Genomic DNA, 13,383 nt, shown 5'->3' on the forward strand with positions numbered 1-13,383 from the left:
CCAATATACTCCCCTTTTTTATAAAATTTACTAAGGAGAAATATGTAGCAAACAATCCTTATTGCGTTAAAGATGATTTCACAACTTCGCCATCTTTCATCACAAAATCAACCTTGGTCAGTACCGTCACATCACTCATAGGGTCACCTGTTACGGCGATAATGTCCGCGAATTTTCCCGCCTTGATGCTACCGACTTTATTTTTCCAGCCGAGTAAATCAGCAGCGCTAATTGTCGCTGCCTGGATTGCCTGCATCGGCGTCATGCCATATTTGACCATGTAGAAAAACTGCTTAGCGTTGTCGCCATGCGGATACACGCCGGCATCAGTACCGAACGCCATTTTGTCGCCGAACTCAAATGCTTTGCGGAAGTTGTCGCGTTGCAGCTGACCGATCTCTTTTTCCTTGGCGAGGGACTCTGGTAAAAATCCTGCCTTCTCGCCTTCACTCAAAATATAGTCATCGTCATAAATATCCATGACCAGATAAGTACCTTTTTCTTTCGCCATGCGCATGCCTTCTGCATCAATCAAACTGGCATGCTCTACCGAATCGACACCGGCGCGGATAGCATCATTGATACCGCTGGTGCCGTGCGCATGCGCTGCGACTTTGCGTCCGAGTTTGTGGGCTTCAGACACAATAGCTTGCATTTCCTCCAGCGTATATTGTTGCGCACCGGCAGCATCGCCTTTGGATAACACCCCGCCGGTCGCACAAATTTTAATCAAGTCGGCACCATACTTCGCCATCTCGCGCACCTTGGCGCGGGCGGCCCAAGGTCCGTCGGCCACACCTTTACCGACATCGTTATATTCAGGCGGCAATAAATTATTATCGCAATGACCGCCGGTAATCCCCAGCGCATAGCCAGAAACCAGCATGCGCGGGCCAGGTACATCTCCGTCATTGATCGCATCGCGCAAGGCCACATCGCCAAAACCATCTGCACCGACATTACGCACTGTCGTAAAACCGGCCTGCAAAGTGTCGCGTGCAGCACGTACACCATACAAAGCAGCACGGATATTAGAAGTGCCAATACTGGCATAGCCATGCTGATGTGCATTGCCAGTCAGATGCGTGTGCGAATCGATCAAGCCTGGCAACACCGTAGATTTAGATAAATCGAGGATTTGCGCACCTGCCGGGATCGCCATAGTTTTGCTAGAACCGACAGAGAGAATATGCTGGTTTTGTACCAAAATAATTTGATCGAGCAATACCTTACCGGCCTCTACATCAATCAATTTACCTGCCTTGATTGCAAGCACAGGCGCTGGTTTATTTGTAGACTGGGTCGCTGGAGTCGCAACCGAAGTAGCGGCATCCGCAGCATGCGCAAGATTAGCAACCGCAATGCAATTAAGCATTAATAAACTGGCTGCCAGCGGGGACAAAATACGAGGTAAAACGCGGGACATAGCGAGTGACAAAACAGGGCGACGCTTTTGCATGTAATCCTCTGAGAGCAAGATCAATAAAAGAACCAAAAAAATAACGGAAAAGCGAATAGCAGGGCAAGACAATCAAGTTTTGATGGCTCGCCTACAGTGTCGAACATTCTATCTGTGTTGCAAAAAGAAGTCCGTTGTATTTTGTAGAACAATTTAGATGATTTTTACTCCTACCCGGCGCGTCACGCCGCTTTTTCACCTATTGCCAGATGCAGCTTTACGGCGATCGCGGCTGATATCATTGGACATGTCGCTGGGGATGTCGCTGGATATCACTACGCCAAACAAACCTGATCAGAAATTCGCCACGACAGAAGCCAATTTGTATCCAGTTGTTACAGCGCTGTTATAATCCGCCTCCATGAACATGCCCCGCCTCTCCCGCCAACTGGTTGCCCTCGTACTTTTTTTGTACGTTACGGCATTGGGCGTGGCAATTGCGGCTCCGGTGTTCAATCCGCAGGCAATGAATGTGATTTGTACCAGCACGGGCATCAAGATAATCAGCCAGACTAGCGGCGATTTCTCTGGCACTGACTTATCCGCTGATGGCAAATCCAGCAAAACTGGCCAATCTATGTCGCATTTGCTGGATTGCTCGTTCTGCCTGGCAACCGGCATCACTAATGCGTTTCCTCAACAAGACATCGTAGAACCACCACATACTTTGTCTTATGCCCTGCGCGCTATTCCAGCGGCACGGCTTGCCTCTATGGTTTCTGCGCCTTTACCGGCGCGTGGGCCACCTGCTTTAGATTAAAACAATCTGTTTGCTCAACGTCTGATCATCTAATCATTTGATCAGGTTTTGTCCTGCGCTCACCAGCGAATGCGGTGCTGCGTGCGTTTCTTTTTTTCTAAAGTTTGCCCACATCATGAATCCTTTTATAACCCTCACGCTTTATAAGAATCCCTCCCAAAATCCGTCGCCTCAGCGTAGCGATCGTTTTATCCGACACACACTCAGCATCGCCATTGCCGCCGCATTGCCTTTGCTGTCTGCCAGCGTACTGGCGGCTAATAGTAATAATGACGCCGCTAGCGGTATCGTCGTTGGCAGCAATGATATTGCCGATCGCGTTCTGATTACTGCCGGACGTCCCTCCTCATTGCCGACCGAAATCCCGACTACGATCGAAGGTATCAATGCTAAAACGCTAGCACAAACCATCAATGCGACGGATGCAGAAGACGCACTCAAATATCTGCCTAGCTTGCTAGTGCGCAAGCGCTACATTGGTGACTACAACCATGCCGTGCTCGCAACGCGCGCATCTGGCACAGGCAATAGCGCCCGCTCGCTGGTGTATGCCGACGGCATATTACTGTCGAACTTAATGGGTAATGGCGCAAGTTATACGCCGCGCTGGGGACTGGTGACGCCAGAGGAGATCGAGCGTGTCGACGTCCTCTACGGTCCGTTTTCAGCAGCATATTCTGGTAACTCGGTCGGTGCGGTGGTGGACTACATCACAAGGATGCCCAGCCAATTTGAAGCCCATGCGAAAGTCATGGCCTTTAGTGAGAGTTTTCAGCAATATGGCACCGATAAAAGTTATAGCGGTCATCAGCTCAGCGCCTCGCTAGGCGACAAACAAGGTGACTGGTCATGGTGGGCGAATGTCAACCGGCTCGATAGCGATGGTCACCCTATTGTCTTCGTGAATAAATTATTATCCGCAGGCGTGACCAGCAATTTGGGTACGCCAGTGAGCGGTGCGATATTGGATAAAAATCCGAAAAATCAAGATTGGCTCATCCTTGGTGCAACGGGTCAATACAATACGGTGCAAGACCACGCCAAATTCAAAGTCGCTTACGACATTACACCCACGCTACGAGCCAGCTATACCTTGGGCTACTGGCGCAATAATATGACCAGCACAGTAGAAAGCTATCTGCGCGATGCTGCTGGCAATCCGGTGTTTAACGGCGACATCAATGTCAACGGCAAAAAATATACCCTGGCTCCGACCGATTTTTCCAACAGTACCAATAGCCTGGAGCATGTCACCCACGGGCTTAACCTGAAGAGCAATACCAAAGGCGTGTGGGACTGGGAAATCGCTGCCAGCCTTTACGATTACAGCAAAGATATCGCACGCGCACCTATCGTTGCAATCCCGCAAGCCAACAGCGGCGGCGCAGGTCGCATCACCGATATGAACGGTACTGGCTGGAACACGCTGGCACTCAAAGGCATCTGGCGTCCAGAAGCGGCCAAAGATCATACGGTTGAATTCGGCTATCAGCGCGAAGCTTACAAACTACGCACCTTGGTTTCCAATACCAGCGATTGGATTAACGGTGCAGCCAGCACGGTATTCTCCGGCTTCCGGGGTAATACCGAATTACAAAGCGTATATGCGCAAGATGCGTGGCGTATCAATCCGCAATGGAAAACCATACTCGGCGGTCGTATAGAGCAGTGGACTGCCAATAATGGTGTCATCTCTACCGCCACCAGCAGCTTGCCATTTATTCCACGGAAAGAAACCGCCTTCTCGCCCAAAGCCGCCCTGGCATACAAAGCCGATAGCGACTGGACGATCAAAGCATCCGTCGGTCGCGCTGTACGTATGCCGACTGTGTCCGAGTTATATCAGGGATCGGTCAGCGTCAACACCATCGTCAATAACGATCCGAACTTAAAGCCAGAAAAATCCTGGACCTCAGAATGGAGCGTAGAGAGAAGCTTAGAAACTGGCATGGTGCGCGCCACGCTATTCCATGAGCGTACGCAGGATGCGCTGTATTCGCAAACCAATGTCAGCGTCACACCTAACATCACCAATATCCAAAATATTGATGACATCCACACCACCGGATTGGAATTGGCGTACATGGCAAATGACGTCATTACACGCGGCTTAGACCTGACTGCCAGCCTGACATACACCGATTCAAAAATCGTAAAAAACGATAAATTCCCCTCCAGCGTCGGCATGTGGCAACCACGTGTACCTAACTGGCGCGCCAACTTTGTCAGCAGCTACAAAGTCAACGACAAACTCGCCACCACCTTCGGCGCACGTTATAGCGGCAAGCAATACGGCACCTTAGACAACAGCGATCCTAACGGCAAAACCTACACCGGATTCTCCAGTTTTTTTGTAATGGACTTGCGCCTGCAATACCAAGTCGCCAAGCAATGGACTGCATCGTTCGGCATCGACAATCTTAACAATGCCAAATACTGGGCTTTTCATCCTTACACACAGCGCACTATGGTGGGTGAGTTGAAGTTTGATTTTTAAAATTTAGAATCTGACTCTTAAAAAATTAAAAAACATCGTCCAATCATTCTGCGGCTTGCGTGCCATTTTCGTGCCAGAAGACGCAGAATGATTGGGCTACCATTTGGAAGTCTATAAATAAAGCAAATTCGCTCTAAACCCCAATACAACTTTATAATCAAGTATCAGATTTTTCAGGAGTTTTTATGAGCATTTCGGTGATTGTTTTTTTTAAGGCCTTGATCGTAGTTCCGATCACGCTGCTGCCCATCTTAAATCCGATAGCGATTGCGCCGATTTTTCTCTCTATGACGGGGCCGATTGAGACGATGGTTGCTCGTCGTCTGGCAAAGCGTATTGCGCTGAATTGTTTTTTCTTGTTGATGGGGGCGATTTTTATCGGCTCTTATGTTCTGGATTTTTTCGGTATATCACTCCCTATCGTGCGAGTAGCGGGTGGGATTGTTGTAGCAATGGCAGGCTGGAAGCTATTGAATGACCAAGAGCAAGATAAGTTGCGGACTTCGGTTGCCGAGTCACAAATAGGTATATGGAGCAAAGAAGAATTGCGCCGTCGTAGTTTTTATCCTTTTAGTTTTCCGTTAACGGTCGGTCCCGGAACAATTGCAGCATCGGTCACACTGGGTACACAAATGCCAAACAAGCCGGTGGATTTTCTGATCACCAGTATTGCTTCTGCTATTGGGGTTTTGTTGACGACTTTGGTAATCTATCTGTGCTACCGTTTTGCACGCAATATGGAGCGGTTTTTAGGTGATATCGGAGCGATCGTTTTGCTACGTTTATCTGCTTTTATTTTGCTTTGTATTGGTATTGAAATTGGCTGGACGGGAATTTCTGATTTGCTAGTGGATTTGAAATTGCATTAAAAATTTGGACTTACGAAAAAGCGCCATGCAATTAAGATTGCATGGCGTTTTTTTTAAAATCTATAAAGAAATAAGCTCAGCTATTCGGCCTAAAACCAATCAAGCTGCGACCGCTGTTATCGGCGTCTCAGCCAACATCAATGCGTGTTCTACTTGTGAGGATTCATCACCTACTTTACTTTGCCAGGCGCGGACAAAATACTGCTTTTCTTTTTCGGTCGGTGCAACATGCCAGATCACCATCAGCGTACCTTTGTGATCATGGACTTTGGCTAACTTGGTAATGCAAGTGGTGTTGCCATCGACATCCGCTAGACCAATTGCGTAGCCATATACTCGGTATAAACGCTCCAGCCTGTCCGGCTCTGTCTCGCTGTGGGTTGCAGAAATTTTTGGATGGTCGAGGTACATCTTGCACACTCCGTCGAATGGTTTAGCTGAGAGAATTCTGATGTTTTTCTTAACGATGCTTGCTGCATCGCACAGTGGATACGCATCAGTGCTGCGCTTATTCTATCCGATAGACCGACATTAATTGAGGGCTGTTGCAAATTTAATCTAAGTTAATCTAAGGTATTTGCATTTTATGGCGCTTATTAAGAACGCCGTAATTGCTTAAGGCGATTCAACCGGACTTAACGCATGCGACTGCGTTTCTCCCATTTACATTCTTGTGTATTCAATATCTTATTTTGCGTATCGACGGTCTCCAGATACACATCAAATCCCCACAAGCGCGCTACGTGTTTGAGCATTTCATCGGTTTGCTTGTTTAATGGACGCCGTTGATATTCGGTATGCCTCAGCGTCAGCGCCCTGTCGCCTTGCAAATCAACGGACCAGACCTGGATATTAGGTTCGCGATTACCCAGATTATATTGTCCTGCCAATTGCTGGCGTAGGTATTGGTAACCGTTTTCATCATGGATGGCAGAGATATTTAATTTATCCTGGCTATCATCATCCAATACCGCAAAGAAGTGAAAGTCACGTATCAATTTAGGTGATAAAAATTGGGCGATGAAACTTTCATCCTTAAAATTACGCATCGCAAAATCCAACGTCTTTTGCCAATCGCTGCCAGCAATATCTGGGAACCAATGTTTATCTTCCTCAGTTGGATTTTCACAAATACGCCGGATATCACGCATCATCGCAAAACCGAGCGCGTAGGGATTAATTCCACTGAAGTGACGACTGGTCACAGGCGGCTGATAAACGACGTTTGTATGACTTTGTAAAAACTCAATCATAAAGCCATCACCAACGATACCCTCGTCATATAGCTGATGCAAAATCGTGTAGTGCCAAAAGGTTGCCCATCCCTCGTTCATTACCTGGGTTTGGCGTTGGGGGTAAAAATACTGAGAAATCTTACGCGTAATACGCACTAATTCACGCTGCCACGGCTCTAGCAACGGTGAATATTTTTCAATAAAGTAAAGTAGATTTTCTTGCGGTTCGTGAGGAAAGCGTAGCACTTCCTCACTCGCTACTGTCTCATCGCGGCGTGGCAAAGTGCGCCATAAGTCGTTAACTTGCGATTGCAAATATCGCTCGCGTTCTTCTTGTTTTTCTCGCTCTTCTGCCAGAGATAATTTAGCGGGACGTTTATAGCGATCAACCCCGTAATTTTGTAAAGCATGGCAAGAATCTAGCAATAACTCCACCGCTTCTACACCATAACGCTGCTCACAATCACTAACATAATTTCGGGCGAATACCATGTAGTCAATGATCGCATCGGCATCCGTCCAGGTCCGGAATAAATAATTCCCTTTAAAAAAAGAATTATGTCCATACGCAGCATGGGCAATTACCAAAGCCTGCATGGTCAAACTATTTTCTTCCATTAAGTAGGAGATGCAAGGATCAGAATTAATCACGATCTCATACGCTAAGCCCATCTGGCCACGTTTGTAATTTCTCTCAGTCGATACAAAATGCTTACCGAAAGACCAGTGATGGTAAGAGACCGGCATACCAACGGATGCATAAGCATCCATCATTTGCTCTGCGGTGATGATTTCTAGTTGATTAGGATAAGTATCGAGATGAAAATATTGCGCAACGCGACGGATCTCATCATGTACTTGTTCGATTAACTCAAACGTCCATTCGGACTGTTCCGGCAAACGTTGAGGATTTTTAGGACGCGCTCCGTCAGTCGGTATAGCGGCGCCGTTTAGATTGGCAAGCTTGGTACTGTTGGCATTGATATTACTGGTTTCATCCACTTCACCAGTGCTTTCTGTCTTACTAATTGCAGTATGGTTTTTGTCGCTGTCCATGGACGACCTCATTTGCTTTGTTTCTTGAACAACTCTCTGAACACTGGGTAAATATCTGCAGGTGTCCGAATTTTTTGCATCGCAAAGTGCGCATGATGATCTGTTACCTGGGCATATTCTTCCCATAAATTTTGGGGATCGCCTTCGGTGATTTCTACGTATGCATAGTATTGCACCAGCGGCATAATTGTATTGATCAATAACTGGCGGCATGCGATAGAATCGTTATCCCAATTATCGCCATCAGAGGCTTGCGCTACATAGGCGTTCCAATCACCACTGGGATAACGTTCTTTGATGATCTTGGTCAGCAAATGCAAAGCAGAAGATACGATGGTACCGCCTGATTCGCGAGAATGAAAAAACTCATTCTCATCCACTTCTAATGCCGCTGTGTGATGACGGATAAACACCACGTCAATCTTTTCATACGCTCTGGTCAAAAACAGATACAGCAAAATAAAGAAACGTTTAGCGATTTCTTTCTTTTGTTCGTCCATAGACCCCGATACATCTAACAAACAAAACATAACTGCTTGCGTAGAGGGTTTCGGTACTTTGATGCGATTGCTGTAGCGCAGATCAAACGGATCAATAAATGGGATTGCCAGCAAACGCGTACGCAGATGATGTATCTCTTGTTTTAGCAAGACGATACGCTCATCCGCCATGTCAGAGACAGTACGTAACAAATCCGCCATTTCGGCTTCTGCTTGTTTTAATCGTCGCGCAGATCTGCCGCCGACCGCAATACGCCTCCCTAAAGCGCCGCGTAAAGAACGGAGTACATGCAAGCTGGAAGTAGTGCCCGAGGTTTTGTAACCAGCGCGCTGGCTTTTGAAATCAGTAGTAGATGCCAGCTGAGTTTTAACCAGATTTGGCAGCTCCAGATCTTCAAAAAAGTAATTCATGAATTCTTCACGGCTAAGCTGAAAAACAAAATCATCCTCGCTTAACTCGTCGCTATTACCTGCTTGCCCTTTGCCTGATCCGGCACCGCCTTTGGGCCGGGCAACCTGATCACCTTTCAGATATTCTTGGTTACCAGGTTGCACTGTCTCCCACACACCACCTCGGTCATGACCAAAGGTAGGTTCACTTACATCCTTAACTGGAATGCGAATATTTTCGCCATTTTCAAAATCAGTAATTGAACGCCCTTTGATCGCGCGTGCGACCGCCTCTTTAATCTGCCCTTTATAACGCCGCAAAAACCGCTCACGATTTGGGGCAGATTTATTTTTTCCCTGAACTCGTCTATCGATCAGATGAACCAAAGCGGTCTCCTGTAAAGATACTGTTTTAAAACCTCACCTAGATTGAGTCAACCCAATCATCGCGGCTTTAAGCTTAAGAAGACTTTCTCACTCGCAAATACCATTCGCATAACAAGCGTACCTGTTTTGCCGTGTAGCCTTTGGCAACCATGCGCGACACAAACTCCTGATGCTTATTAGCGTCGTCGGCGCTCGCCTTGGCATTGAATGAAATGACTGGCAATAACTCTTCGGTATTAGAGAACATTTTTTTCTCTATGACCGTGCGTAATTTTTCGTAACTTGTCCAGGTAGGATTTTTACCGGCATTCTGTGCTCTGGCACGCAACACAAAATTGACGATCTCATTTCTAAAGTCTTTGGGATTGGAAATGCCAGCTGGCTTTTCAATTTTTTCCAATTCATTATTCAGTGCATCACGATCAAAACTTTCGCCGGTATCAGGGTCGCGGAACTCTTGATCTTGTATCCAAAAATCGGCAAAGGTCACATAACGATCAAAAATATTCTGTCCGTATTCGGAATAACTTTCTAAATAAGCAGTTTGAATTTCTTTACCAATAAACTCTGCATAACGTTGTGCTAAATATTCTTTAATGTAGGAAAAATATTTTTGCTCCGTTTCTGGGGCAAATTGTTCACGCTCAATTTGCTGCTCCAGTACGTACAAGAGATGAACGGGATTTGCAGCTACTTCTGTATTATCAAAATTAAATACTTTCGATAAAATCTTGAAAGCGAAACGGGTAGAAAGCCCATTCATTCCCTCATCAACGCCGGCATAATCCGCGTATTCTTGGCGCGATTTTGCTTTGGGGTCAGTGTCTTTTAAGTTCTCACCGTCATAGACTTGCATCTTGCTAAAGATGCTGGAATTTTCCGGCTCTTTTAGTCGTGATAACACCGCAAACTGCGCCATCATTTTTAGTGTGCCCGGAGCACAAGGTGCTTCGGACAATGAAGATGTACGTACCAGCTTGTCGTAAATTTTTACCTCATCGCTGACACGCAGGCAGTACGGTACTTTGACAATATAAATACGATCTAAAAAAGCCTCATTATTTTTATTGTTCTTAAAAGTTTTCCATTCAGATTCGTTTGAGTGCGCCAAAATAATGCCTTCAAACGGAATCGCGCCAAAGCCTTCTGTACCTTTAAAATTACCTTCTTGCGTTGCCGTCAGCAGCGGATGCAGCACCTTGATTGGCGCTTTAAACATCTCTACAAATTCCATCAAGCCTTGGTTGGCAAGACACAAGCCACCCGAGTAACTGTAGGCATCGGGATCATCTTGTGCATAATCTTCTAATTTGCGGATATCTACTTTGCCGACCAGAGAAGAAATATCCTGGTTATTTTCATCGCCAGGTTCGGTCTTAGAAATCGCTACTTGTTTCAATACAGATGGGTAACGCCTGACCACACGGAATTGATTAATATCACCATTAAATTCATGCAAACGCTTAACCGCCCAAGGACTAGGGATATTGCGTAAATAGCGTCTTGGAATACCAAAATCTTCCTCTAAAATCGTTCCGTCCTCCGCCTCATCAAACAAGCCTAAAGGCGATTCGTTGATGGGCGAATCCTTAATGCAATAAAATGGAATCTTCTCCATCAAATACTTCAGCTTTTCGGCTATCGAAGATTTACCGCCACCAACGGGACCTAACAAATATAGAATTTGTTTGCGCTCTTCTAAGCCTTGTGCAGCATGACGGAAATAGGATACGACCTGTTCTATCACCTCTTCCATTCCATAAAATTCACGGAAGGCGGGATAAATTTTGATGACTTTGTTGGAAAAGATGCGCGAACGTCGGGAATCATGACGCGTATCAACCATTTCTGGCTCACCGATCGCGGCTAGCATGCGTTCGGGGGCGGTGGCGTAGGCCAATGGATTTTTCTTACATAATTCTAAGAACTCTGGCAAAGAATATTCTTCTTCACGAGTCCTCTCATACCGTGCTGTGTAGTTGTCAAAGATTTTCATACTGATCTCCTTTGATAGCGATAGACCGATAAGCTGATAGACAAAGCAAGCTGACTAGAGTTCTGACACTTTGCTTTTATGCACCCTACAACTTTAGTGTAGGTGAATTTACAAAAAAAGTTGGCGAAATTCGTGAAATTTTGTGTCTCAAACGAAACATTAAATATTTATCCGTAAAAATCAAAAGCATATTCCCTGATAATTTTTTTTCTACGTATGCAAGCTAATTCAAATTTAAATGTAATTATGCAGAAACTAAACACCAACTTTGTGGCGGCGACACCAAAGCATCGTGCGAGCATTTCTCCATTTGTAACATTTAGCTTTTCATGTCAGCAAGAATTTGCTTAAATAGGAACGCTATTTTTATCAACAGGAAAAACATGAAACGTTTGCTCGGCTCTTTCAGATCACTCAGATTACTTACACTCAGCGTAATAGCGCTATCTAGCTTGGCTTCCGGTCTGTTAACTGGCTGTGCATCGGTACAAATGGCCAGCCAAGAGCAGGATGTACGAGCTAAAACCTTTAATACGAATCCAAGCCAAGCCAATATCTACATTTATCGCAATGAACTCTTTGGTGCCATCAGCAAAATGCCGGTAGAACTTGACGGAAAGGAAATCGGCCAGACTACGTCAAAAAGTTACATGTTAGTCAGCGTTAATCCTGGTCAACACAAGTTGGTATCAAAAGCAGAAAACGGATCCGTTTTAAGTATTATGACTGAAGCTGGAAAAAATTATTTTGTTTGGCAAGAAGTCAAATTAGGGTTTATATCGGCGGGCAGCAAATTGCAATTGGTCGATGCAACAACGGGTCAAGCTGGGGTCAATGGTTCTGAATTAATCACTACACCCGGTGCCTACAGCACAAAGTTCGCGTCATCCAGCAACGGGACCTCTAGTCAAATAATGGATGGTAATGGAACTGCGTCGCTGCAAAAAGTAGAATTCCGTCCTGGAAGTTCATCGGTAACGGTAGAAAAACTAGCGAAACAAAACAACTGCAACGGAGGACAAGGAGCGGGCTTGCTGACGCCACCTGGCCCAATAGAAATTTATCGTATGAGCTGTGAAGGCGGCGGCACGTTTATGGCACGTTGTGAATTGCGCCAATGTCAGATGATGAAATAAAACTCACATTAAAATGCATTAGCTGTGTGAAGTAAAAGTAAAAAAGCGCTTGTGATTGTTTAATACAAATAATCTCAAGCGCTTTTTTTTGCCCATTTTTTTAACGCCTGGCATATTCGATTGAATACAAATCGCTAAAAATCCATCATTTTTGTTAGAAGAAAATCGTCAGAGATATTTGCAAATGAAGTCTCCGGCAAAGTACAAAAGCAATTGACTATTTACCTCATTCCAAGCCTAAAAATCTTTCTCAAACTCTAAATCACTCCAAGCTGATTTAGTCATATCAATAGTTGATGACAACTCATTGCGCTATCGGCATCAAAGCATATCAATAACTACCAATGCTTGTTACGAAAATATTCTTTCGTAAATCACCCTAAACATTTTGAAACATTTGGAAACATTTTTGTTGAGCCATATCGGGCGAAAGTCACTGATTCAGGTCTTTCATCTTGGCGAAGTTGAGTATGATGTTTGCTTTCATAACGACTAAAAAAATACAAATAAACCGGAAGGAAATAGCTTAATATACGTAGTACAACTGACATTAAAACAGTGGCTAATAATGGCGTTAAAACAGTGGCTAATAATGGCGTTAAAACATACGTCAAATTAGCTCCAAAAAAATTTTAAAAAGCAAAAAAATGCTTTTTTATCTCTGCCTTTTTGTATAGAGAAACCGTAATGATTTCGTCAAACTCATGGGAAGCCCGATCTGCTGTCATTTTAATAGGGCTTACGACGATCAGTCTGCTAGCACCAATCTCAGCACAAGCAAATTTAATCGATAGCACCACCTCTGCCTCCGTCCAGAATAGTAGCAACTCGTCAGTACATGATGCGCAAGATATCGTATCGTTGGTGCCCCAATTGACTTTACAGCAAGCGCTGGGATATGCATTGCAGCACAACCGCGATCTCAAGCTTGGCAACATTGCGATTGATACTGCCAGCGCGATGAAAACGATAGCGTCAGCACCGCCTAATCCCATGCTGACGCTGCAGACCGCTGGTATTAATCCCAAGCTGGGGATCGGTGCAGGCAAGCCTAAAGACAAAACGGTCGACAGTACGATCAGAGTAGATCAATTAATA

The 13,383-nt window shown here is 45.3% G+C and carries 10 protein-coding genes and 1 pseudogene; 6 read left to right on the forward strand and 5 right to left on the reverse strand.

The window, feature by feature from the left end:
• Window positions 1-58: 58 nt before the first annotated feature.
• The gene (locus tag AAKU64_RS17655) at window positions 59-1,459 is read right to left on the reverse strand and encodes a Xaa-Pro dipeptidase (RefSeq protein WP_354331979.1); all 1,401 of its coding nucleotides are present in this window, start codon (window positions 1,457-1,459) and stop codon (window positions 59-61) included.
• A 157-nt stretch (window positions 1,460-1,616) separates the two neighbouring features.
• On the opposite strand from AAKU64_RS17655, the gene AAKU64_RS17660 reads away from it, so the two are divergent.
• The 4 genes from AAKU64_RS17660 (at window position 1,617) to AAKU64_RS17675 (ending at window position 5,585) form a co-directional block, all read left to right on the forward strand.
• Window positions 1,617-1,811 (forward strand): hypothetical protein, encoded by a 195-nt coding sequence (locus tag AAKU64_RS17660; protein WP_354331977.1) that lies wholly within the window; start codon window positions 1,617-1,619, stop codon window positions 1,809-1,811.
• Between the two features lie 9 nt (window positions 1,812-1,820).
• Entirely contained in the window at window positions 1,821-2,219 is a 399-nt protein-coding gene (locus tag AAKU64_RS17665; RefSeq protein ID WP_354362559.1) for a DUF2946 family protein, read from the forward strand.
• 115 nt (window positions 2,220-2,334) lie between these two features.
• Entirely contained in the window at window positions 2,335-4,716 is a 2,382-nt protein-coding gene (locus AAKU64_RS17670; RefSeq protein ID WP_354331973.1) for a TonB-dependent receptor, read from the forward strand.
• A 185-nt stretch (window positions 4,717-4,901) separates the two neighbouring features.
• Window positions 4,902-5,585 (forward strand): MarC family protein, encoded by a 684-nt coding sequence (locus tag AAKU64_RS17675; RefSeq protein ID WP_354331971.1) that lies wholly within the window; start codon window positions 4,902-4,904, stop codon window positions 5,583-5,585.
• Between the two features lie 99 nt (window positions 5,586-5,684).
• Here AAKU64_RS17675 and AAKU64_RS17680 read toward each other — a convergent pair whose 3' ends face one another.
• From AAKU64_RS17680 to AAKU64_RS17695, 4 genes are all read right to left on the reverse strand, one after another.
• Window positions 5,685-5,996 (reverse strand): hypothetical protein, encoded by a 312-nt coding sequence (locus AAKU64_RS17680; RefSeq protein ID WP_322117863.1) that lies wholly within the window; start codon window positions 5,994-5,996, stop codon window positions 5,685-5,687.
• 224 nt (window positions 5,997-6,220) lie between these two features.
• The gene (locus tag AAKU64_RS17685; protein WP_354331969.1) at window positions 6,221-7,876 is read right to left on the reverse strand and encodes a SpoVR family protein; all 1,656 of its coding nucleotides are present in this window, start codon (window positions 7,874-7,876) and stop codon (window positions 6,221-6,223) included.
• Window positions 7,877-7,884: 8 nt separating this feature from the next.
• Window positions 7,885-9,153, reverse strand: coding sequence for a YeaH/YhbH family protein (locus AAKU64_RS17690; protein ID WP_354331967.1), 1,269 nt, complete (start codon window positions 9,151-9,153; stop codon window positions 7,885-7,887).
• Between the two features lie 73 nt (window positions 9,154-9,226).
• A complete protein-coding gene (locus AAKU64_RS17695; protein ID WP_322117860.1) occupies window positions 9,227-11,149 on the reverse strand; it encodes a PrkA family serine protein kinase in 1,923 nt (640 codons plus the stop codon).
• Window positions 11,150-11,532: 383 nt separating this feature from the next.
• On the opposite strand from AAKU64_RS17695, the gene AAKU64_RS17700 reads away from it, so the two are divergent.
• Window positions 11,533-12,285 carry a DUF2846 domain-containing protein gene (locus AAKU64_RS17700; protein WP_354331965.1) on the forward strand — a complete coding sequence of 251 codons (753 nt, stop codon included), beginning with the start codon at window positions 11,533-11,535 and terminating at the stop codon, window positions 12,283-12,285.
• A gap of 687 nt (window positions 12,286-12,972) precedes the next feature.
• Window positions 12,973-13,383, forward strand: a pseudogene (locus AAKU64_RS17705) (hypothetical protein); the annotation flags it as partial.

The organism is Undibacterium sp. GrIS 1.8 (assembly GCF_040544445.1).
GTDB lineage: Bacteria > Pseudomonadota > Gammaproteobacteria > Burkholderiales > Burkholderiaceae_D > Undibacterium.